This window comes from Plantactinospora sp. B5E13 (genome assembly GCF_039871775.1).
Lineage (GTDB): Bacteria > Actinomycetota > Actinomycetes > Mycobacteriales > Micromonosporaceae > Plantactinospora.
In genome coordinates, this window is the sequence record NZ_JBDPLT010000009.1 from 1 (window position 1) to 22,168 (window position 22,168).

At 71.8% G+C, this 22,168-nt stretch carries 20 protein-coding genes and 1 tRNA gene; 12 read left to right on the forward strand and 9 right to left on the reverse strand.

Annotated elements, in window-relative coordinates; genetic code table 11:
- Window positions 1-260 precede the first annotated feature (260 nt).
- From ABGB05_RS10695 to sigJ, 3 genes are all read left to right on the forward strand, one after another.
- Window positions 261-632 carry a DoxX family protein gene (locus ABGB05_RS10695; RefSeq protein ID WP_347653078.1) on the forward strand — a complete coding sequence of 124 codons (372 nt, stop codon included), beginning with the start codon at window positions 261-263 and terminating at the stop codon, window positions 630-632.
- Window positions 633-671: 39 nt separating this feature from the next.
- Window positions 672-1,100: an ester cyclase gene (locus ABGB05_RS10700; protein WP_347653079.1), complete on the forward strand. Its 429-nt coding sequence runs from the start codon at window positions 672-674 to the stop codon at window positions 1,098-1,100.
- A gap of 125 nt (window positions 1,101-1,225) precedes the next feature.
- Entirely contained in the window at window positions 1,226-2,104 is an 879-nt protein-coding gene (gene sigJ / locus ABGB05_RS10705; protein ID WP_347653240.1) for an RNA polymerase sigma factor SigJ, read from the forward strand.
- Between the two features lie 854 nt (window positions 2,105-2,958).
- Here the strand turns inward: sigJ and ABGB05_RS10710 are convergent.
- Window positions 2,959-3,030, reverse strand: a tRNA-Val gene (locus ABGB05_RS10710).
- Between the two features lie 50 nt (window positions 3,031-3,080).
- Entirely contained in the window at window positions 3,081-3,590 is a 510-nt protein-coding gene (locus ABGB05_RS10715) for a TIGR02611 family protein (RefSeq protein WP_347653080.1), read from the reverse strand.
- Between the two features lie 387 nt (window positions 3,591-3,977).
- Here ABGB05_RS10715 and ABGB05_RS10720 point away from each other — a divergent pair, with 387 nt between their 5' ends.
- Window positions 3,978-4,409, forward strand: coding sequence for an SsgA family sporulation/cell division regulator (locus tag ABGB05_RS10720; protein WP_101365276.1), 432 nt, complete (start codon window positions 3,978-3,980; stop codon window positions 4,407-4,409).
- A gap of 194 nt (window positions 4,410-4,603) precedes the next feature.
- Here the strand turns inward: ABGB05_RS10720 and ABGB05_RS10725 are convergent, their stop codons facing one another.
- Together ABGB05_RS10725 and ABGB05_RS10730 are read right to left on the reverse strand one after the other, a co-directional pair.
- Window positions 4,604-5,380: an SDR family oxidoreductase gene (locus ABGB05_RS10725; protein WP_347653081.1), complete on the reverse strand. Its 777-nt coding sequence runs from the start codon at window positions 5,378-5,380 to the stop codon at window positions 4,604-4,606.
- 133 nt (window positions 5,381-5,513) lie between these two features.
- Window positions 5,514-7,670, reverse strand: coding sequence for a glycoside hydrolase family 44 protein (locus ABGB05_RS10730; RefSeq protein WP_347653082.1), 2,157 nt, complete (start codon window positions 7,668-7,670; stop codon window positions 5,514-5,516).
- A 233-nt stretch (window positions 7,671-7,903) separates the two neighbouring features.
- Here ABGB05_RS10730 and ABGB05_RS10735 point away from each other — a divergent pair, with 233 nt between their 5' ends.
- Window positions 7,904-8,818, forward strand: coding sequence for an AraC family transcriptional regulator (locus tag ABGB05_RS10735; RefSeq protein WP_347653083.1), 915 nt, complete (start codon window positions 7,904-7,906; stop codon window positions 8,816-8,818).
- 67 nt (window positions 8,819-8,885) lie between these two features.
- Window positions 8,886-9,065, forward strand: coding sequence for a DUF4236 domain-containing protein (locus ABGB05_RS10740; protein WP_347653084.1), 180 nt, complete (start codon window positions 8,886-8,888; stop codon window positions 9,063-9,065).
- Between the two features lie 68 nt (window positions 9,066-9,133).
- Here the strand turns inward: ABGB05_RS10740 and ABGB05_RS10745 are convergent, their stop codons facing one another.
- A complete protein-coding gene (locus tag ABGB05_RS10745; protein WP_347653086.1) occupies window positions 9,134-10,072 on the reverse strand; it encodes a hypothetical protein in 939 nt (312 codons plus the stop codon).
- A gap of 48 nt (window positions 10,073-10,120) precedes the next feature.
- On the reverse strand, window positions 10,121-10,642 hold the full coding sequence (locus ABGB05_RS10750; RefSeq protein WP_347653087.1) for a VOC family protein: 522 nt from the start codon (window positions 10,640-10,642) through the stop codon (window positions 10,121-10,123).
- A 48-nt stretch (window positions 10,643-10,690) separates the two neighbouring features.
- On the opposite strand from ABGB05_RS10750, the gene ABGB05_RS10755 reads away from it, so the two are divergent.
- Complete coding sequence (locus ABGB05_RS10755; RefSeq protein ID WP_347653241.1) at window positions 10,691-11,164, forward strand: MarR family transcriptional regulator; 474 nt, start codon at window positions 10,691-10,693, stop codon at window positions 11,162-11,164.
- A 58-nt stretch (window positions 11,165-11,222) separates the two neighbouring features.
- Window positions 11,223-13,049, forward strand: a complete 1,827-nt coding sequence (locus tag ABGB05_RS10760; RefSeq protein WP_347653089.1) for a tetratricopeptide repeat protein — start codon at window positions 11,223-11,225, stop codon at window positions 13,047-13,049.
- On the opposite strand, the gene ABGB05_RS10765 is transcribed toward ABGB05_RS10760, so the two are convergent.
- The gene (locus ABGB05_RS10765; RefSeq protein ID WP_347653242.1) at window positions 12,977-14,518 is read right to left on the reverse strand and encodes a HAMP domain-containing sensor histidine kinase; all 1,542 of its coding nucleotides are present in this window, start codon (window positions 14,516-14,518) and stop codon (window positions 12,977-12,979) included. The genes ABGB05_RS10760 and ABGB05_RS10765 overlap by 73 nt on opposite strands.
- A 68-nt stretch (window positions 14,519-14,586) precedes the next feature.
- Window positions 14,587-15,243 carry a response regulator transcription factor gene (locus ABGB05_RS10770; protein ID WP_347653090.1) on the reverse strand — a complete coding sequence of 219 codons (657 nt, stop codon included), beginning with the start codon at window positions 15,241-15,243 and terminating at the stop codon, window positions 14,587-14,589.
- Between the two features lie 97 nt (window positions 15,244-15,340).
- Between ABGB05_RS10770 and ABGB05_RS10775 the strand changes: the two genes are divergently transcribed.
- From ABGB05_RS10775 to ABGB05_RS10790, 4 genes are all read left to right on the forward strand, one after another.
- Window positions 15,341-16,441, forward strand: coding sequence for a sigma-E factor regulatory protein RseB domain-containing protein (locus ABGB05_RS10775; protein ID WP_347653091.1), 1,101 nt, complete (start codon window positions 15,341-15,343; stop codon window positions 16,439-16,441).
- Window positions 16,438-17,376, forward strand: a complete 939-nt coding sequence (locus tag ABGB05_RS10780) for an ABC transporter ATP-binding protein (protein WP_347653092.1) — start codon at window positions 16,438-16,440, stop codon at window positions 17,374-17,376. The genes ABGB05_RS10775 and ABGB05_RS10780 overlap by 4 nt, the downstream gene beginning before the upstream one ends.
- Window positions 17,363-18,328 carry an ABC transporter permease gene (locus ABGB05_RS10785; RefSeq protein ID WP_347653093.1) on the forward strand — a complete coding sequence of 322 codons (966 nt, stop codon included), beginning with the start codon at window positions 17,363-17,365 and terminating at the stop codon, window positions 18,326-18,328. The genes ABGB05_RS10780 and ABGB05_RS10785 overlap by 14 nt, the downstream gene beginning before the upstream one ends.
- Before the next feature lie 996 nt (window positions 18,329-19,324).
- Window positions 19,325-21,553 carry an ATP-binding domain-containing protein gene (locus tag ABGB05_RS10790; RefSeq protein ID WP_347653243.1) on the forward strand — a complete coding sequence of 743 codons (2,229 nt, stop codon included), beginning with the start codon at window positions 19,325-19,327 and terminating at the stop codon, window positions 21,551-21,553.
- A gap of 56 nt (window positions 21,554-21,609) precedes the next feature.
- On the opposite strand, the gene ABGB05_RS10795 is transcribed toward ABGB05_RS10790, so the two are convergent.
- A complete protein-coding gene (locus tag ABGB05_RS10795) occupies window positions 21,610-22,005 on the reverse strand; it encodes a hypothetical protein (RefSeq protein WP_347653094.1) in 396 nt (131 codons plus the stop codon).
- Window positions 22,006-22,168: the final 163 nt, after the last annotated feature.

Here is a 22,168-nt window from a genome sequence, read left to right on the forward strand (position 1 = left end):
GACTCATGACCCCATCCTGGGCCGTCACCACGCCAACAACAGTATTCAACGCTTCTCGATCCTGAACTCGCCCTGTCCGACGGACTTGCTATGAGCCGCTGGCCTCAACTCACCCTGACAGACAGGGCTACAACGAATCACGCCACCGACCTGTGAGGTTCAGGGCGATCTGACACCTTGCGCGGCTACGTCGTCGTAGTGATGGGAGCGCGAACCAAGGTTCCTGGACTTCTCGGATGACGACGAGAGAGAGACTCACGATGAACATCGCCCTCTGGATCACGGCCGCCCTGCTAGCCCTCGCGTTCTTGGGTTCCGGCGTGACGAAAGTCGTCAAGTCCCGAGACGACGTCGTTGCGGCCTACCCGTGGGCCGAAGACTATTCGCAGGGTCAGATCAGACTCATTGGGGCAGCGGAGGTCCTCGGTGCCGTCGGACTGATCGTTCCCCCGGCTGTCGGTGTCCTGAGCCTGCTGGGTCCCATTGCGGGGGCGGGCCTGGCCGTCTTGATGGCCGGCGCCGTCATCGTGCACCTTCGTCGCGGTGAGACCACCAACGTCGTGTTTCCGCTCGTGCTGTTGGTGCCTGCCGCAGCGCTGGCTGTCCTGCGCTTCGGACCCTTCGCCTTCTGATCGCATCCAACCCTCACACACCGAAGGAGAGGCTTCACGATGACTACCCCACAGACCAACAAGGCGGTCTACAAGCGGCTCCATGACGCGATCAGCAGCCGCAATCTGGAGCTGATCTCGCGGACCGTCGACGAGGTGTTCCACCCCGATGCCGTGTTCCATGTGCCGGGGCCGGTGGGCACCACGGCGCCCGAGGCTGTGAAGGGCGCCTGGACGATGCTGCTTCGCGGGCTCCCCGACATCCAGGTCACAGTCGAGGACATGATCACAGAAGGTGACAAGACCGTCTTCCGGACCACCGTGAGGGGAACCCATCAGGGCGAGTACCGCGGCCTGGCGGCCACTGGGAGAACCATCACCTACAACGAGATCTTCGTCTTTCGCTTCTCCGAGGGCAGGATCGCCGAAGTATGGGGGGTCATCGACATCTTCTCCCAGCGCCAGCAGCTGGGTGAGCGGATCCCGTGACCTCACAGACAGCCGGCGTGTTTCGTCGAACACGGCAGGGGCGAGACTTACGGAGGCGTGCACCCACAATGGCCACAAGTGACCGATCACGCCACAGTCCGGACGACTCGGGGCTGAACGCGGTGATGAGCGAGCGGCGCCACCTGATCAACCTCGCCTACCGGCTCTTGGGCTCTCTTGCCGAAGCGGAGGATGCCGTCCAGGAGACCTACGCCCGCTGGTACGCCATGTCTGCGGAGCAGCGAGACGCCACCCAGTCCCCGGGCGGGTGGCTGACCACGGTCGCGGGCCGCATCTGCCTGGACGTACTTGGCTCGGCGCGAGCACGTCGAGAACGGTACGTCGGAGAATGGATCCCCGAGCCGCTACCCGAGTCCGCAGCGTGGTCAAGCGCGAGCGAGGGGCGGGGCGGTGCCGGTGACCCCGCAGACCGGATCACCCTCGACGAGTCGGTCACCATGGCCTTCCTCGTCACGCTCGAAGCCATGACCCCGGCTGAGCGTGTCGCCCTGATCCTCCACGATGTCTTCGGGTACCCGTTCCCCGAGGTCGCAAAGATCGTCGGTCGTACGCCCGCGGCATGCCGCCAGCTCGCCTCGTCAGCCCGTCGCCGGGCCCGCTTGTTCGACGTGACCCAGATGTCGAGGAACCGGCAGGCCGAGGCGGTTCGGGCGTTCAAAAAGGCATGGGAGGCCCAGGACATCGAAGCTCTGATCGGCCTCCTCGATCCCGACGTAACAGCGATCGCCGACAGCAACGGACTGGCGCAGGCGGCACTCGGGCCGATCGAAGGCGCCGAGCACGTCGCCCGCCACTACCTCACCATCGCTGAACAAATGCCTGCCAGCGCGGCCCTGGTCGAGTGCGTGGTAAACGGTCAGCCTGGGCTCGCGGTGCAGCAGGACGGAGCCACGGTGACGGTCCTCGCGTTCGACATCGACGAAAACAGAATCACGCATATCTGGGCGGTCCTCAACCCCGACAAGCTCCAGCGCTGGAGCTGAGCCGCTAGCCGACGACTTCCGCGCACGAGGGATCCCGCGGGGGCGGTCAGCTGCGGTCGGATCGCGCACGACGTCCTGTAGACCGTCGTCGACTGCGGGAGAACGCGGCTTACAGCCGAGTTCCCGTTTGGCCCTGCCGCTGTCCAGGCTCAGGCCTGCGCGCACCACAAGCATTCCGAGGTAGGGCGAGACGCGCAGCAGCCCGTTCGGCAACAGCAGCGGCGGTCGCCCGCCGACCGCGGCGGAGACCGCCTGCAGGTAGGAGGTCCACGTGCACGGCTGGTCGTCGGCGACGTTGTATGCGCTCCCGGCACGCCCGTTCGCCAATGCGGCCACGGCCGCGGCAGCCACTCCTCGAGGTGAACCATCGACACGGTCGATCCCTGTCGCGGAGCCACCAGGTTCTCACGCTCCGCCTGGTCGAGCAGTCCGAGCGTGTTCGACTCGAACCCGTAGAACATCCCGTATCGCAGGGAGACCCCCTCGATCGAAGCCGTTGCGAGCACGAGCTCCTCGTTCGTCCGCATCGCGGTCAGATGCCGATCGAATCCTCCGCGTCCTGGTCCGCCGAAGGGCTTGTCCCCCGTGACCGGCGTGGTTCCATGGTCGTGATACCCGTAGCCGAAGACAAAGGACTGCGTCACGAACCGCCCGACACCGACGCGATCCGCCAGCCTTACCAGGTTGGACGTGCCCTCGGTACGAAGTCTGTTCGTCGCATGCAGGTCTCGGTGAGCGACGGGCATCTTCGAGCGCACGGTCGCCTGGTGGATGATGGCCCGTAAGGAGCAGAACCAGAACGGCTCGTTACCGAAGATTCGGTAACGAGCCGCGTGAACTGGCCGCATAGGCAGTGGGCGATACTGGGATCGAACCAGTGACCTCTTCGGTGTGAACGAAGCGCTCTCCCGCTGAGCTAATCGCCCTCAGCGCCGTGAACTGTACCTGATCGGGTCCCCGGCGCGCATCTCCGGGGTCAGTGGGTGGCGATGTAGTGCATGAAGCGGGCGAGGACGTCGATCCCCAGGCTGGCCCGTAGGGAGAGCCAGAGCACCACGGCGACAAAAACGAGGCCGACCGATCCGAGGACCATCCTCACCAGAAGCGACTGTTCACGTACCCAACGTGCCCAGGACTGGACGTGCCGACGAGTGAAATTCAGCAGCCGTTTGGCCCAGTGGAACTCCACCGCCCAGATGCCCAGTCCACCGATCACGATCAACCAGCCCGGTCCGGGCAGCGGGATCAGCGCGAGGCCGAGCAGGACGACGATCGCGCCGGCGACCGCCACCGCCACCTTCAGCGTGATCCGCCCGGTCGGGTTCGCCCGGATGATCTCCAGGGTGGTCCGGATCCGCCGCCACCGGGGCGCCGGTTCGGTGCGGACGCCGCCCGCCGCCCCGGACTCGGCGGCAACCGTTGATGGATGATCCCCCGTCGGGGATGTCGGCCGGTCCCCCCGTGGGACGCACTGATCCTCCGGCACGTCGTACCTCCGCCCATTTCCCACCGCCCCACCACCGGCGCGGTCGCCGGTCGCCACCCTCATCCCGGTCGGAGGCACTTTCTCCATTGAGGATGGATTGGTCGGCATTTCAACCCCCAGTGTGGCCCGGCCCGTCACCCAACAGGACGACTGGACGTTACCGGAGTAAGTCGACGGCTGAACCACCTGGCGTCGTCGGGTGGGGATCGAGTAACCGGGATGGAACTGGACATCCTACATAAAGATTCGATTTCGATCCGCGACTCGGCAGGTCCTTACCACTACTGGGTGATATCAGCGTATGGCGGAGCGTAACCATGAGTAGCACCTGAGGATGGGAAAGGCGGGACACGTACGTCCCGCAGCGGTGCCGGGGGGAGAACGTCCATGAGTGTCATCCGACCAACCACGGTCGAGGTCGAGACGTCGTTAAGGCTCGTTGCACCTGACGCCACGGCCCTGCCCGTGCGTGCCAGCCTGCGCTACGACCCAGCCGACCCGTATGCGGTCCATGTCCTGTTCCACGCGGAATCCGCCGGAGGCGAAGCGGTGAGCTGGTCCTTCGCGCGGGAACTGCTCGTCACCGGGCTGGATGAGCCGGCCGGGATCGGCGACGTCCGGGTCTGGCCCTGGGCCACACCCCGGGGCGACTTCGTCGCGCTCGCGCTCTCATCACCCGACGGTAACGCCCTCTTCGAGGTGCCACGCAGCGTCCTGGTCAGGTTCCTACGCCGGACGTACGTGGTGGTGCCCCGGGGTCGGGAGGGCGACCACCTGGACGTCGACACCGCCGTCAACCGGCTGCTCGCCGGACGGTGACAACCGTTCAGGAAAGTCACAGTCAGTAACCTTCACCACGCCGCGCGGACCTGCCGAGTCCGCGCGGCGGTTGTTCGCCCGATTCATTCCGCCCCGGCCCGGCAATTCCGGTTTTGGCGGCGATCGCCGGCCTTTTCCGCGCCGACCCTGTTCCGAGCCGGATATCAGTATCGTTCCCGCCGCGCCACCGCTGTTCAGCCGTGCGTGGTGATGCCCCCGTCGACCGGAATGACCGCGCCGGTGAGGTACGCCCCGGCCCGCGAGGCCAGATAGATCGCCGCCCCGGCCATGTCGTCGGGGCGTCCGATCCGACCCAGCGGCACCTGGTGCTCGATCGTGGCGCGGGTCGCCGGGTCGTCGAGCGCGAACGCCATCATCTTGCTCTCGAACGGGCCCGGGGCGATCGCGTTGACGGTGATGTGCTCCGGGGCGAGCTGGTGGGCGAGGCTGCGGGTCAACATGTGCACCGCCGCCTTGGTCGCCGCGTAGGCGTACACCTCCATCCAGGGGACCCGGATGCCGTCGATCGAACCAATGTTGATCACCCGGGCCGGGTCGTCGGCGGTCGCCGAGGCACGCAACGCCGGCAGCAGGGCGGTGGTCAACTGGAAGACCGCCTTGACGTTGACCGCCCACAGCTTGTCGAACGCGCTCTCCGGATACGCCTCCAGCGGCGCTCCCCACGTCGCGCCGGCATTGTTGACCAGTACGTCCAACGCCGGGACCCGGGCGAGCACCGCCTCGGCCAGCCGGGTCGCCCCCGCCGCGGTCGAGATGTCCGCCGGGATCGCCTCGCACCGGCCGTAGCCGGAGAGTCGCTCGGCGACCGCCAGGCAGACGTCCGGCTTGCGGGAGGAGACGATGACCCGGGCGCCGGCCTCGACAAATCCCTGGGCGATCATCAGCCCGATCCCCCGGGTCCCGCCCGTGACCAGCACCGTCTTGTCATCAACCGCGAACAGTCCGGGCATCGACACCTCTTCCGGAAGCGACCGCGGTCGTCGCGACGACGGCTGCCCCGCCGCCGCGACGACCCACGATCCGAATGTCGTTCGGGTCTACCCTCTGCCACCCCGTCCGGTCAAGCCGGACGGCCGTACGGCGTCACGGTTCGACCCCGGCGATCCGTACCCCGTCCAGATGGACGGTGATCCGGTCCGTACCGGCGAAGTCGGGCCGACCCGTCCGCCAGCTGTGGTCGTCCGCCTCGACGAACCGTGACCGGTCGGTCTTCCAGAGCCGCAGTTCGACCGGACCGAGCCTGGCGCCCGGCGCCAGGACCCCGGCCGCTGGGGTGAACCCGACCTCCAGATAGCCGTCCGCGCCGGGCCGGGCGGCCGGCAGCGTCACCACCCGCCGGGTGACCCGGTCACAGCCGAGCCGGCCGGCCCGGTCACAGTCGGCCCGGACCGGGGCCCGGCCCGAGTCGCGGGTGAACCAGTACCGGACGGTGATCCGGGAGAGGTCGACCGGGTCCGGGCCGGCGTTGCGCAACTGGACCGCCGGCCTGATCCACCGGTCGGTCGGCGACCGGTCCAGGTTGCGGTAGGTCAGCTCGGGCGGAGTCACCGAAACCGCCGCGTCGATCTCGAAAAGGGTCACCGAGTCCGCCGGGAAGGTGTGGGTCAGCAGACCGTTCGCCGCGCCGGCGGTCGGCGGCGGCACCAGGATCCGCTGGTCGGGTGCGCGGACGATCGAGGTGGGGTCGGCGGCGCCGTACCGGTGGACCCGGGCGTCGAGCCCGATCGGCCCGCGCAGCGTCAGAGTACTCGTCTGCTCGACCCCGGCCTTGTTGACCACCATCACGGTCAGTGCGCCGTCGTCGCCGCGCTGTGCCGCGTAGACCGAGAGCTTCTCCTGGTCCGCGCTGGTCGCCCGGACCCCGATGTCGCCGAACCGGCCGCCGGCCCCGTCGTAGTTGCGGTACATCCGGAAGGCGTACGCGCCCGGCTGGTCGGCACCGGGCGGTGCCCAGAGCGTCGCCAGGTCGAGCCCCTCCCGACCGAAGATCCCGAGTACGTCCGCCTGCGCCAACGCGCCGTTGACGTGGTCCAACGCACCCCAGTTGTACTCGGTGACGGCGGTTCTCGTACCCGGGTAGTTCGCCGCCACCAGTTCCTTCATCCGGGGCACCAGCCGGACCTGTGTGTTGATCCAGCTCTCGTCGGTGTACGTCGGGTCCCACAGTGCCCGGGTGGACCGCAGCCGCAGCGCGTTGGTCGCCGGGTCGTTGCCGTTGCCGAACGCCACCCCGGCAGCCTGCGGATAGAAGTGCATGTCGAAGTAGTCGAGGACCCGCTGCCCGTGTTCCTCCTCGTAGTCCCGCATCTGCTGCAGGTACCAGGTGCTGAACGGCAGTCCGTCCCGGTTCGGCCGGTCGGGTGGGTTCGCCCAACAGCCGGTACGCCCGCAGACCTCCTGGTCGAGTCCGGAGTGGTCCCAGGAGGTCCAGCCCCAGCCGACCGGGCCGAGGGTGGCCGCCGTCGGGTCGACCTCCTTGATCGCCGCCCCGATCGCGTACGCCTGGTCGCGCAGCTCCGCCGAGCTCGCCCCGGTCGGGTGCACGTCCCGGTGGGTGTGGTGCCAGATGTCCGGCTCGTTGTCCAGGTTGTAGAACCGGACCCCGCCCTCGGCTGCCGTTCCGTACTTGCCGGTCAGATGGCGCAGCCACTCCCGGACGTACTCCGGTCCGACCTCGACGCTGGTGTCGTGCGGGTCGTTGCCGGTCACCGGGGTGCCGTCCGGACGGATGCCGTCGCCGCAGTCCGGGCGCCACTCGTCGGTACGCTGCTGCGGGCCGTACTTCGTCACGGAGAAGCCGCAGGAGCCGTCACGAGCCTTCGGCGCCCAGCCGATCAGCGGCACGGTGAGCACCGTGTCCGTCCCGGTACGCCGGTCCTGTTCGACAAAACGGTCGGTGGAGGACCCGTCCGGCAGCGCCTCGGGATTGTCGTTGGCCTCCGCGATGTTCTCGAAGAACCAGTCCGAGGCGCGGTTGGTGGTGTCGTACCGGTAGTGGTAGCGGGTGGTGGCGTTGCCGCCCCAGCGCCGTACCGGCAGGGACAGTTCGGCGGCCAGGGCCTCGTCGACGAAGTTCATGCCGTAGATGTGCGGGCTGATCGGATGGCGGTCCAACCGGAGGTCGACCTCGAGGGCCGGCCCCGGCTCGGCGTACGCCGGACCGCCGGTGACGACGAGCCCGCCACCCGTGGCGACGAGTACGACGCTGACGGAGGCCAGCAGGGTGAAGCTGCGACGCATGGAATCTCCCGGGCTCCTTGCCGCCCACCCGGGGTCGGGGTGGGCGCGGTGGGATGACGGTCGGGCGTGGCTCGCTGTCGCCCCGCGCGTCGTTCGTCGGCCCGGACGGCGCTCAGGTTATCCACCGGCCACCCCCGCGGTCAACGTCGAACGTCGATGGATGCCGGAGGTTCGACGGCCGGTCACGGCGCGGGGTGCTGCGCCGCCGCCCGTTCCGGGCTACCGTCGAGGCGATGCTCCGATTCGGTCATGGCTCCGACGAGTCGAACGGTTCGCCGCCCGGGCCGCGACACGCCGGCATCCACACTTTCACCCTGCGTGACTTCTCGTCGGATCCGGTCCACCGCCGTCCCCGGCTGCTCGACCGCCACCTGCTCCTGCTGGTCACGGTCGGACACGGCACCCAGGAGGTCGACTTCCGCGGCTATCCCTGTCGCCCCGGCTCGCTGATCTGGGCACAGCCTGGTCAGGTCGTCCACCACGGCGAACCGGGCGGACTCGACGCCATCCTGGTCAGCTGGGCTCCGGAGGCTATCCGCGAACTGGGACTGGCACCCGTCGCCGCCCCGCCGGGCGGGACCGGCTACTGGCAGCTGGCCGGCGAGGACGAGGACGCGGTGATCAACGAGGTCAGTCAACTCGTCGTCGACTGCCAGCGGCACCCTATCGGGGACGTCGCGGTCGACCTGCTCCGTCACCAGCTCGCCGTCCTGCTGCTGCGGCTGGCGCTGCTGCCGGGCGGTCCGGAGCGGGACGACCGGCGGGACGGGGCGACGGACGAGAGCGGGGGCACCTACCGGCGACTGCGGTACGAGATCGAGCGGTCGTACGGGCAGACCCGGCGGGTCGAGGACTACGCCGGTCGGCTCGGCTGTTCGGTGCGTACCCTCACCCGGGCCTGCCTGGCGGCCACCGGGCGCAGCGCGAAGCAGATCGTCGACGACCGGGTCGCGTTGGAGGCCAGGCGGCTGCTCGCGGCGACCGACCTGCCGGTGGCCGGGGTCGGTCGTCGGCTCGGTTTCGCCGAGCCGACGAACTTCGGCCGGTTCTTCCAGCGGGAGGTGGGCCAGAGCCCGGGTGCCTTCCGGCTCCGTCACCGGGGCCCGGCCCGGCCCGAGACCGTCCTCATCGGAGGGTCAGCGGTTTGACGAACAAACGTACGGGGAACTGTGTGGTCACCGCCGGTTGACACACATTCTCGAAGGGGGCACGGCCGTGGGTCTGATGTTCCGTAAGCGCAAGAAGATCGGTCCGCTGATCCTCAACTTCACCGAGAACGGCTTCTCCTCGTGGAGCATCAAGATCGGTCGCTGGTCCTGGAACTCCCGAGCCCGGGCGCACCGGGTGGATCTGCCCGGACCGCTCTCCTGGAAGCAGGACAAGTCCCGGCGGTGACCCGTCACCGCCGGAAGCCGGGGCGCCGACTCGTCGGCGCCCCGCGGCGTGTCCGGGCCCGGACCCGGTCATCCGGCCGGTGCGCCGACAGTGATCATCGTGTCCCCGGAGAGCCGCCCGGCCAGGGGTTCCCGGTTGACCTCGCCGCTGGCCACCAGGTGCTCCAGCACCTGGTTGGCGTCTCCGGCGCGGTAGACGGTCCGCTCGGCGGTGAACTGCCGCAACTGCGTCACCGACGCCGGGCCGGTGGAGGTCAGCCGGTCGAGGAGTTCGTGACGTAGCGGCTCCGGAGCCGGAACCGGCGTGGGATCCACCAGGCGCCCCTCGGGGTCGTGCGGGTCGCGGAACCGGACGCCGCTTTCCCGGTCCACCGTCCAGAGCGCATCCTTGAACGCCTCCAGCCGCTTGCCGTAGGCGGTGGCGAAGACGAGCAGGCGCCCGCCACGGCCGGGCGGCCCGGGCGCCGGGTCGACGACCAGCTCCACCTCGGACACCAGCGGGAACCCGGCGTCGTTCAGCCGTTGCCGGAGCTCGCCCCCGGCCCGGGCGGCCGGGTCGAGTACCAGCAGCAGCTCCGCCGGCCGACCGGCGACGACCGCGGCGAGGACGTCGCCGTCGACCGGCGGTCCGCCGACCGCGTCCAGGTAGCCGAAGAGCGGGGCGGCGGCCGCGGCGGCCGCCTTCAGCACCACCGGCAGCCGGGTGAGGTCACCGGCCACCGGGTGCGCGGTCACCTCCGCCGGCAGTTCGGCCGCGAGCGCGGCGTGCCGGGCGAGCAGGTCGTCGGTCGGCCCGACGACGGTCAGTACGGTCAGCTGCCGTCCCCGCGACCCACCGGCGGCCCGGCCGAGGGCCCGGAGGGCGGCCCCGGCCGTGTCGCCGTCGGGACCGGCGTACGCCTGGACGAAGGTCGCCCGCCGGGATCGGCGCAGCGCGTCCGGCACCCAGGAGGCGAGGTGACGGACCAGCAGGTGGCGGGTGACGGGGCCGATCGGGTCAGCGGACATGCTGCGGTTGTACCGTGCCCGTCCCGCACCGGGCACACCGCCCCCGCCTCAGACCGGGACGGAGATGCCCACCCCGCCACGGGTCTGTCCCCCGTACCGCTGCTTCTCCCGGGCCAGGTCGAGGCGGGAGATCCGCTTGCGGGCCGCCAGGGCGGCCTCGTCCAGCCGGTCGGCCGGTACCAGCCAGACCACCTCGAACTCGAGTCCGTCCGGGTCCCGGGCGTAGAGGCTCTTGGTGCTGCCGTGGTCGGACGTGCCGGTGAGCGCGCCGGCCTCGGCGAGCCGGGCGGCGGTCGCCTCCAGTTCGTCGAGGGTGTCCACCTCCCAGGCCAGGTGGTAGAGGCCGACGGTGGTGCGGCCGGCGCCGGACGGGCCGGCGTCCGCGCCGACCTCGAACAGGCCGAGGTCGTGGTCGTTGGTGGAGCCGGGTGCCTGCAGGAACGCGGCGCCGGTGAATCCGTCGGGGGTCATCGCGACCTGGCGGAAGCCCAGCACGTCGCGGTAGAAGGCGGCGCTGCGGGCGAGCTCACGGACGAAGAGTACGGCGTGGTTGAGTCGATGGATGCCCATGTCCCCACGGTAGCCCAATTTGGTTGAGCGTTCAACTACTTGCCTATGATGGTGGTCATGACCCGCTGGCTCGATCCCGACGAGAACCGCGCCTGGCGCGCCTTCCTGAGCGCCTCCCGGGCCCTGATGGCCACCCTGGACCGCGAACTGCAGCACGACGCCGGCATGCCGCACGCCTACTACGAGATCCTGGTCCGACTCTCCGAGGCGCCCGACCGCCAACTGCGGATGTCCGAACTGGCCGAGGCGACCGGGGGCTCCCGCAGCCGGCTCTCCCACGCGGTGGCCCGCCTCGAGGAGTCCGGCTGGGTACGCCGCCAGGACTGCCCCACCGACCGACGCGGCCAGGTCGCCGTACTGACCGACCCGGGCTTCGAGGCCCTCGCCGCCGCCGCACCTGGGCACGTCGAGGGCGTACGCCGGCACCTGTTCGACCAACTCAGCCGGGAGCAGGTCGACCAGTTGCGGCGGATCAGTGAGGCGTTGGTCGCCCATCTCGACCCGGACGGCCGCGCGTCATGACCGAACTGCCCCCACCCGCCCCCTTGTACTGAACGTCGCCGGCCAAGCACGATGAGGCGTGACTTCCGGCTTCGCTGAACTCACCCAGCAGGCCCACGCGCTCGTCGCGGCGGGCGACCTGACCGGCGCCCGGGATCTGCTCGGCACGGCACTGCGCGACGTCGATCCGGGTGCCGACGACGCACCGCCGGAGGTGGCGGACGCGGCCGGACTCCAGGCCCGGGTACTGGTCACCCTCGGCGACGCGGCCGCCGCCCGGACCTGGGCCACGTTCGCGTACTCCGCCGCCGCCCGACGGTACGGACCGACCGACCAGCGGACCGTCGCCACGGCGGCGACGCTGGCCGCCGTCCTGCACCGGGTCGGCAGCCACGCCCCCGCCGCCGACCTGTACCGCGACGTCATCATCGAACTGACCGCCACCGACGGGCCCGAGTCGCTGCGGGTGCTCGCCGCGCACGCCGACCTGGCCACCGTCGAGTACGCCCAGGGCGAGTGCGCCGTCGCCCGCAGCCGCCTGCAGGACGCCTGGGAACTGCACCGCGAGGTGTACGGCGACGGCCATCCGGCCGGCATCCGGATGCTCGCCCGGCTCGGCACGATGGAACGGGACTGTGGACTCCACACCTCGGCGCACGAACGGCTGGCGCTCGCCCGGGAACTGTGCCGGCAGCACCTGCCCGCCGACCATCCACTGGCCGCGCAGATCGGGGCGCTCGCCGCCGCCGGCGCCGACCCGGGGCACGCCTGCACCGACCCGGCGACCGCGGCGGCGACGGGCTCCCCGATCCCCCAGGCCCGCACCGGCACCCCGCCCGCCGACCCCGCCCGGACCAGACCCGCGTACGCCGAGCCGCACCGGGTCGAGCCCTCCACTGACCGGCGCCCCGGCGAGTGGGGCGATCCCGCGCCGAGGTACCCGGAACCGGGGTACCCGCCGACGGTGCCGCCGCCCCGACTCCCACCCGCGCCGCCGGTCGACCCGCCACCCCGCTGGTCGGCACCGGCCGCGCCCGACGCCGACCGGGAACCCCGGCCCGGGGTGCCGCCACCCCGCAGCGCCCCCGACTGGCGGCCGACGGAGTTCGGCACCGTCCCCGCCGGTCGGTACGGCGACGACCCGGACCTCGACCCGGAGCCGGACCGGTGGCCGCCGGAGCAGGTCACGCCGGTCACGCCGGATCCGGCGGACAACGTCATCGGCCCCGTCCCGCGCCCCCGACCGGTGCCGCCGCTGCCGCCGGCGGTACCGGAGTTCGCCGGAGACGAATACCCGGAGCAGCGCTGGCACGACGGCGGCCCGCCCCGGCTGCCTGCCGGCGATCCCGACGAGGCGGACGGCGTACGCCGGGTCCGGCACCTGCCCGAGCGGCGGTCCGCCCGGCTCCCGGCCCGGATTCCCCGGCCGGCCCGCCCGGTCTGGCGACGGCCGCCGGTCATCGTCGGCGGCCTCGTCCTGCTGGTCCTGGCCGGCACCACGGCGGTGGCGATCGGTTTCGGGTCGACCGACGGCGGGAGCGACCCGCCGCCCGACACACCATCCACCGGGACCGGCGCCGCCATCTCCACCCCGGCGTCGGCACCGCCCGCCTCCCCCGGCAGCCCACCGGGTGACCTGACCCTGGTGGACGATCGCACCAGTGTGACGCTGACCTGGACCTACCCGGCCGGCGCCGAGGGATCGGTGGTACTCGCCGGCGGGCGCGCCGGACAGGAACCCAGAGCCTTCCAGGAGTTGCCGGCCGGCTCCACCGGTTACGTCGTCTACAGCCTGGACGTCCGGACCAACTACTGCTTCACGGTCGCGGTGGTCTACTCGGCCGACGTGGTGGGGCGCGCCGACCCGGTCTGCACCGACCGTCCCGGGGCCGCACCGGCCCGCTGACCGGGCGCCGCGTCGGCCGACCCGCCCGGCGTCCTGTCCGGCCGGTGGGCGGGCCCGTCGTCCGGCCGGTGGGCGGGAATCCTGTCGGTTTCGCCGGGGTCCGACGCCGGACCGACCTCGCGCGCCGCACGGTCCGCGGCGGGCAGCCGTACCTCGACCCGTAGGCCGGGCTCCGCGTCTCCGAGGGTCACCGTGCCACCCTGCCGGCGGACCAGTTCCCGGACGATGGCCAGGCCCAGACCGGCACCACCGGCGTCCCGGGCCCGGGCGTCGTCGAGTCGGGTGAACCGGTCGAAGACCCGGTCCCGGTCCTCGGCCGGGATGCCCGGCCCGTCGTCGGTCACCGCGACCAGGTGGTACGCCGGCCCGTCCCAGCCGCCGGCCGCCGCCTCCAGCACCACCTCGCTGCCGGTGTGCCGTACCGCGTTGTCGAGCAGGTTGGCCAGGACCCGGGTCAGGGCGTCCGGCTCCCCCAGCACCCACAGTGGCGACCTTGGTGGTCGGACCCGCACCGGCGGCGACGGGTACCGGTCGGCGACGTCGGCCAGCAGCTCGCCGAGTTCGACCGGGGTGGCCGACCGGCGGCGGCCGCCGCCCGGGTCGTCGAACCGGGCGAGCAGCAGCAAATCGTCGACCAGCCGGCTCAGCCGCTGGGTGTCGGCGAGCAGGTCCTCGGCGACGGCCGGCCAGTCGGTGGTGGCACCGAGCCGCTGCGCCACCTCCAACTGGGTCCGCAGGTTGGCCAACGGGCTGCGCAGCTCGTGCGCCGCGTCGGCGACGAAGGCCCGCTGGCGGGCCCGGGCCGACTCCAGCCGGCCCAGCATCCCGTTCAGGGTCACCGCCAACCGGTGGATCTCGTCCCGGGACGCGGGCACCGGCAGCCGACCCGGCCGGGCCCCACCGGTGATCTCCTCGGCGCCCGCCCGCAGCGCCTCCACCGGCCGCAGGGTCGCCCCGATCACCCGCCAGGCCACGGCGGCGAGTCCGAGCAGCAGCAGCGGAAAACTGATCAGCAGGATGGTCCGTACCATGGTCACGCTGTGCCGGACGTCCGCGGTCGACTTGGCCACCAGCACCGTCTGCGGGTCGGCGGCCGGTCCGGCGGGTACCGCCACGACCCGGATCGGGCCGTCCCACCCGAGCCGTTGTCCCCGCAGGTAGAACCGGTCCCGTTCGCCGGCGTGGAAGCTGCGCAGCTCGTCCGGGTAGAGCATCGGCACCAGCCGGTCGGCGTCGATCGACGCGGCCCGGATCCGGCCCTGCCCGTCGACCACCTGCACCCGGACCTGGTTGCCGGCCACCGGCAACGGGTCGGGCAGGGCGTTCTCACCGGCCAGCCGGGCCACCGCTTCCGCAGTCTTGAGCGCCTCGGTGTCCACCGTGCGCTGCAGCGCGTAGCCGAGGGCGCCGAGCAGCACCAGACCACCGACCGCGAGCCCGGCGGCGAGCCCGGCCACCCCGATGATCATCAGTCGGGCACGCAGGCTCAGCCGCAGCCAGAGCCGCCACCCCCGACGCCGTGCGGCGTCCGCCCGACTCACGTGACCAGCCGGTAGCCGGCGCCCCGGACCGTCTCCAGCCGGTCCCGGCCGAGCTTGCGGCGCAGGTAGCCGACGTACACCTCGACGGCGTTCGGCGCGGTACGCAGACTCGCGTCCCAGACGTGGTCCAGCAGTTCGGTCTTGGACACCACCTCGCCGGCCCGCCGCAGCAGGTACTCCAGCAGGGCGTACTCGCGGGCGGTGAGCTCCACCTCCACGCCGGCCCGGGTCACCCGACGGCGGGCCGGGTCCAGGGTCAGGTCGCCGGCCACCAGCACCACCGGGCGACGCGGAGCCCCCCGGCGTAGTAGCGCGCGGAGCCGGGCGAGCAGGACCACGTACGAGAAGGGTTTGGTCAGGTAGTCGTCGGCGCCGCAGTCGAGCCCGTCGGCCTGGTCGTACTCGCCGTCCTTGGCGGAGAGCATCAGGACGGGCAGCCAGTGCCGCTCCGCCCGCAGTTGCCGGACGACCCGATAGCCGGAGAGCCCGGGCAGCATCACGTCCAGGATCATCGCGTCGTAGCCGCCGTGTCGGGCGAGGTCGAGCCCCTCCGGCCCGGTGGTGGCCACGTCGACGACAAACCCCTCGGCCTGCAGCCCACGCTGCAGCGCCGTGGCCAGCCGGGCCTCATCCTCCACCACCAGCAGTCGCACCGCCCAAGCGTGCCATCCCCGGGCGGGCCGGGACCAGCGGCGGTTCTCAGCGGTTTCACAGTGCCCGGGGCGCAGGATGGGAGCAGGAGGTACGCCCATGTCCGTCTTCAACACCCGGCCCGCGCTGCGCTGGCTGGTGCCGACCGGAACCGCCGTGGCGATCGTCGCCGGCGGTGCGGCGATCGGCACGTTCGCCTCGGCGGCCGAACCGAGCCTGCCCGAACGCAGCGCCGCCCAACTTCTCGTCGACCTGCAGACCGCCCGCCTGGACGGGCTCTCCGGCACCGTGATCAAACGCGCCGACCTGGGCCTGCCCAGCCTGCCCGGAATCGGCGGACGGGGCAACGCCGACCTGGCCTCGCTGGTCTCCGGCACGCACACGCTGCGGGTCTGGTACGCCGGTCCGGACCAGACCCGGGTCGCCCTGCTCGGCACGCTCGGCGAGACCGACGTGATCCGCAACGGCCAGGACGTCTGGGTCTGGGACAGTCAGCAGAACCAGGCGACCCACAGCACCCTGTCCGACCCGGGGGACCGCCACCGGCCCGACGTCGCCCACCTGCCGGCCACCCCGCAGGAGGCGGCCGAGCAGGCGCTCGCCGCGATCGACCCGAGCACCCGGGTCAGTGTCGGACGGTCGACCTCGGTCGCCGGGCGGGACGCCTACGAACTGGTGCTCACTCCCCGGGACGCGACCTCGCTGGTCGGTCAGGTCAAGATCGCGATCGACGCCGCGGAACACGTACCGCTGCGCTTCCAGGTGGTGCCACAGGGCACCCGCCAGCCGGCGTTCGAGGTCGCCTTCACCCACGTCGACTTCGACCGTCCCGATCCGGCCCAGTTCACCTTCAACCCGCCGCCCGGCACCACGGTGACCGAGGAGCAGGTCGACCCGTCGCGGAAGCCGGACGTACCGGAGCACGCCGAGCGGCCGAAGGCCGTCGGTACGGGGTGGACCACGGTCCTCGTCGGCCGGCTGCCCGACGCCGCCGACCTCACCCGGTCCGCTCCCGGCGGTGCCGAGGGTGCCGGGTTGACCGGCCTCCTCGAGGCGTTCCCGAAGGTGAGCGGCGCCTGGGGCAGCGGTCGGGTGCTGACGAGCAAGCTCTTCACCGTCCTGCTCACCGACGACGGGCGGGTATTGGCCGGCGCGGTGACCCCGGAACGGCTCTACGACGTCGCCCAGAACGGCCGATGAGTTCCGCCGGGTTGGCGGTGCAGAGCGAGGGGCTGGGCAAGCGGTTCGGCCGCCAGGTCGCGGTGGACGCCGTCGACCTGGCGGTCCCGCGCGGCTCGGTGTACGGCTTCCTCGGGCCGAACGGTTCCGGCAAGACCACCACGATCCGGATGCTGCTCGGTCTGGTCCGGCCGACCACGGGCGGGCACCGCCTGCTCGGCGAGCCGATGCCGGACGGGGCGGCCCGGGTGCTGCCCCGGATCGGCGCGCTGGTCGAGGGTCCGGCGTTCCATCCGTACCTGTCCGGGCTGGAGAACCTTGGCCGGTTCGACGCGGCGGACCGTACCGCCGACCCCCGGACGGCGTCGGCGCGGATCGGCGCGGCGCTGGACCGGGTCGGGTTGGGTGCGGCGGCGGGCAAGCGGTACCGGGCGTACTCGCTGGGCATGCGGCAGCGGCTGGCCCTGGCCGCGACGATCCTGCGGCCCCGGGATCTGTTGATCCTCGACGAGCCGACCAACGGGCTCGACCCGCAGGGCACCCGGGAGGTACGCGCCCTGCTCACCGAGATCGCCGCCGAGGGCGCCACCGTGCTGCTCTCCACCCACCTGCTCTCCGAGGTGGAGCAGGTCTGCACCGACGTGGGGGTGATGCACCGGGGCCGGCTGGTCGCCCAGGCACCGTTGGCCGACCTGCGCGCGTCGGCGGCGCCCCGGGCCCGGGTGGAGACCGACCGGCCCGCCGAGGCGGCCCTGGTGCTGCGGGAACTCGGTCTGGTCGAGGTCGGCACGTCCGCCCGGGAGGCGACCGGGGTGCTCGGCGCGGTGCCACCGGAGAAGGTCGTCGCCGCACTGGTGCACGCCGCCATCCCGGTACGCGGATTCGCGGTCACCGCGCCGGACCTGGAGGAACTCTTCGTATCCCTCACCGGGGAGGGTTTTCATGTCAGCGGTTGACACGACGCCGGCTGCCGGCGACGGTCCCCGGGGTGGGGTTCCCGGGTCCGGCGAGACGCCCCGGAACGGGTTTTCCGGGTCCGGGGACGCGCCGGACGCGGCCTCCGGGACGGCGTCGGTCGGCCGACCTCGGTCCCACACCGCCCGGTTCCTCCATTCCGAACTTCGCCTGATCTTCGGGCGGCGCCGCAACCAGGCCGGGATGGCGGCACTCGCCGCGATCCCGGTGATCATCGCCATCGCGATGCGCGTCACCGGTCCGCCGACGGCCGGTGCCCACGACCCCGGTTTCTTCTCCGCGATCACCGGCAACGGCTTTTTTGTCGCGTTGGCCGCGCTCGGCGTACAGATCGGGTTGTTCCTGCCGGTCGCGGTGGCGGCGATCGCCGGGGACAGCGTGGCCGGCGAGGCCAACCTCGGCACCCTGCGCTACCTGCTGACCGTCCCGGTCGGCCGCAACCGGCTGCTGGCCGTCAAGTACACCGGCATCGTGGTGTTCGCGGTTGTCGTCACGCTGCTGGTCGCGGTCGTCGGTCTGCTGGCCGGGCTGGCGCTCTTCGGTGGCGGGCCGGTCACCCTGCTCTCCGGCACCCAGGTCGGCTTCGGCGAGGGGTTGCTGAGGCTGCTCGGCGTCTGTGGTTATCTCGCGGTCGGGCTGTGCGCGCTCGGCGCGCTCGGGCTCTTCGTCTCGACCCTGACCGAGCAGCCGATGGGTGCCACCATCGCGATCACCATGCTGGCGGTGGCCAGCCAGGTCCTCGACGCGATCCCGCAGCTCGACTGGCTGCACCCGTACCTGTTGACGCACCACTGGCAGGACTTCGCCGAACTGCTCCGCGATCCGGTGTCGTTCGACGCGCTCCGACCAGGGCTGCTCTCGGCGGCGGGGTACATCGCGGTCTTCCTCTCCGCGGCCTGGGCCCGGTTCGGCGGACGCGACGTCACCAGCTGACGTCGGTGCCGTCCCGGGCCGGCCGGTGACAGGTCCGGGACGGTCGCGTCCCCGCCAAGCTCAAGATTCGCTCATGATCGATGTCTGGACGTTGATCCGGCTGACGACTGTAGGCAGTATTCAGCCGGCGATCAGAGAGATCCGCCGATCCCCCGCTCACCCCCGAGGAGTCCCCATGCCCGCCCTCAGTCGTAAGGCACTGGCATTTGCCCTGAGTACGGCCGCGATCGCGGCGACCCTGTCGGTGCCGACCCCGGCCGTCGCCGGCCCCGACCCGTGCGGTGTCACCGTCGATTACGACGGCTGGCAGCGGGTCGACAGCGTGACCCGGCAGCGCAAGTGGTACTGGACCTTCTACAACTGCGGCAGCGCGTCCGCCAAGCGCAAGATCATCATTGGTGGCGGTCCGGACGTGTGCAAGACCGCCCCCCGCGCGCGGGTACGCGACGTACATCCGCTGGGAGTCCGAGTCCTGGGGCATCAACCTCGGCTCGTACGACGGCACCGGCTCCTGCTGAGCCACGCCCCACGGTTCACCCGGGCACGGCCTCCGTCCGCACCGCCGAGCAGATCCGGCGGGGGCGACGGCGGGCCGTGCCCGGTCGGCTTTCCCCGACCGCAGCGGCGCCCGCACGGGACGTGGCACCCGCCCCGGAGAGCCGAACGATTTCGCCGGAGTGACAGACCCGCGGCAATCTGGCCGCGGCAATCCGGACGCGCTATCTTTTATCAGTTCGGCACAAAAAAAGAACGGCAACAAATGCCGTTCGGGAACAGCTTAAACGATGGAGCGACAGTTTGTCAAAGCACTCCGGCGTTTCGCACGACGAACGACGCCACGACAAAACCGTCCGACGTACCACGACGGAGGCGGTCGGTGACCCGACCGGTGCCGACACCGGGCCCGGACCGGGCCCGACGACCGCCGCCGGGACCGGCACCTCCCCGGACGACACCTCCGGTGCCGAGATCGCCGGCGAGCAGCAGTACGTCTCCATGCTCTACCAGCGACTCGACGGGCTGCGGGCCCAGGCCGCCCAGCGACTCGCCACCACGCTGCGCAACTCCGGCGGCACCCAGCAGGAGCGCTCGCAGCGCGACGGCACGGTACGGATGTACACCGACCACGTCGACCGTCTCGGCGCGGTCGAGCACGGCCTCTGCTTCGGCCGTCTCGACCTCGACGACGGCACCCGCCGCTACGTCGGTCGAATCGGGATCTTCGACAGCAGTGGCGAGCGCGAGGCCCTGCTGCTGGACTGGCGCGCCCCGGCGGCCCGGCCGTTCTATCTCGCCACCGCCGCCGCCCCGGACGGGGTACGTCGACGCCGGCACATCCGGACCCGGTTCCGCGAGGTGGTCGGGCTGGACGACGAGGTGCTCGACCTGGCCGACGCGACCCTGGTCGGCAGCCGGAACACCGGTGGCCTGACCGGCGAGGCCGCCCTGCTGGCGGCGGTGAACGCGAGCCGTACCGGGCGGATGACCGACATCGTCCGGACCATCCAGGCCGAACAGGACCAGGTGATCCGGGCGGACCTGGACGGGGTGCTGGTGGTCCAGGGCGGGCCGGGTACCGGCAAGACCGCGGTCGCGTTGCACCGGGCCGCGTACCTGCTCTACACCCACCGGCAGATCCTCTCCACCCGGGGCGTGCTGCTGGTCGGCCCGAACGCCACGTTCCTGCGGTACATCTCCCAGGTGCTGCCGACGCTCGCCGAGACCGGGGTGCTGCTCCGCACGGTCGGCGAGCTCTTCCCCGGGATCACCGCCACCCGGCCGGAGCCGGCCGAGGTCGCCGAACTCAAGGGCCGGCTCGACATGGTGGAGGTGCTGACCGCCGCGATCCGGGACCGGGAACGGGTGCCGGACGAGCCCGTGGAGATCAACATCGAGCGGGACACCCTGCTGCTGGAACCGGCCACGATCGCCGCCGCCCGGGACCGGGTACGCCGGATGGACCGCCCGCACAACCTGGCCCGGCCGCTCTTCGAAATCGAGATCATCCACGCCCTCGCCGACCAGCTCGCCCAGCGGATCGGCGCCGACCCGCTGGGTGGGGAAAACCTGCTCGACGAGGCGGATCTCGCCGAGTTCCGCCGCGAGCTGCGGACCGAGCCCGAGGTGCAGGCGGTGCTCGACTGGCTCTGGCCGGTGCTCACCCCGCAACAGGTGGTCGCCGGCCTCTTCGCCTCCGACGCGCGGCTCGCGGCGGCTACCCCGCACCTCACCGACGCCGAACGGGCACTCCTGCGCCGCGAGCCCCGGGGAGGCTGGAGCCCGGCCGACGTACCGCTGCTCGACGAGGCGGCCGAACTGCTCGGCGAGGACGACCGCGCCGCCCGGGAACGGGCCGAACGCCAGCGCCAGGCCGAGATCGAGTACGCCGAGGGCGTCCTCGAGATCGCCGCCGGATCCAAGTCGTTCGAGTTCGAGGACGCCGCCGAGGACGAGGTGCTGGAGGTCACCGACCTACTCGTCGCCGACCGGCTCGCCGAGCGACAGGTCGACGGTGAGCAGCTGACCACCGCCGAACGGGCGGCGGCCGATCGGGGTTGGACATTCGGCCACGTCATCGTCGACGAGGCGCAGGAGCTCTCCCCGATGGCCTGGCGGGTGCTGATGCGCCGCTGCCCGAGCCGGTCGATGACCCTGGTCGGCGACGTGGCCCAGACCGGGGCGCTGGCCGGCGCCTCGTCCTGGGACCGGGTGCTGGAGCCGTACGTCGGGGACCGGTGGCGCCTGGAGGAGCTCACCGTGAGCTACCGCACCCCGGCCGAGATCATGGCGGTCGCGGCCACGGTGCTGGCCGAGATCGATCCCACCCTGACCCCGCCCCGCGCCGTACGCGGCACCGGTGAACGGCCGTGGGACGACCGGGTGTCCCGGGCCACACTGGCGGACCGGCTCGACGCGGCGGTCCGGGCCGAGGTCGCGCAGGTCGGCGACGGACGGCTCGGGGTGATCGTGCCGGCCGGCCTGGTCGACGAACTGACCCCGGTGGTCCGGGCGGCCGAGCCGGAGGTCGCCCTCGGCGACGACCCGGAACTGCGCAGCCGGGTGGTGATGCTGACCGTCGCCCAGGCCAAGGGACTGGAGTTCGACTCGGTCCTGGTCGTCGACCCCGACCTGATCGTGGCGGAGTCGTCCCGGGGTCGCAACGACCTGTACGTGGCGCTGACCCGCGCCACCCAGCGGCTGGGCATCCTGCGCACTGCGGCGTGAGGAAGGGCCCTTGTCAGCCGTTCTCCGCGGTTGAGGGCCCTTCCCACACCTGTCGGTCACTTGTCGGTGAAGTTGCCGATCTGCGTCGCCTGACCGGATCCGTCGCTGGTCGTACCGCTCGCCGGGGTGTTGGTGCCGCCGGTCGTGGCGTCCCCGGTGGTGGTCGGGGCCACCTTCCCACCCGGTCGCCGGGGGCGCCGACCGGCGCTCGCCGGTCCGGCCCTGCCGCCGGTGGTGGTGACGACACCCCGGTTACGGGTCGGTCCGCCGTCGCGCAGCACGTCCGGGTCGGGCGGCCGGTCCGCGGGGTCCTCGATGTCGAGTTCGTGGGCCGCCCGGCCCTCGTCGACCGGGAGCGTGACCTCGTCCACCGCGCCCGGGCCGTACGCGTCGTGCCCGATCCGCTGCTCGGCGCGGCTGACCGACCGTTGCCGCTTCTCCTCGTCGCGCACGTCCACCACCTCACCGCCGTTGTGTGTTGCGTGCCGTGTCCCCGGTGCCCGGGTCGACAAACGCGGGACCGGCCCGGGCCGACCGGAGGTGGCGCCGCGGCCGGGATCGCGGCCGGCGACCACAGTTTGTGGTCAACCCGGTCGGGTAGCCAACCGGTGGCCC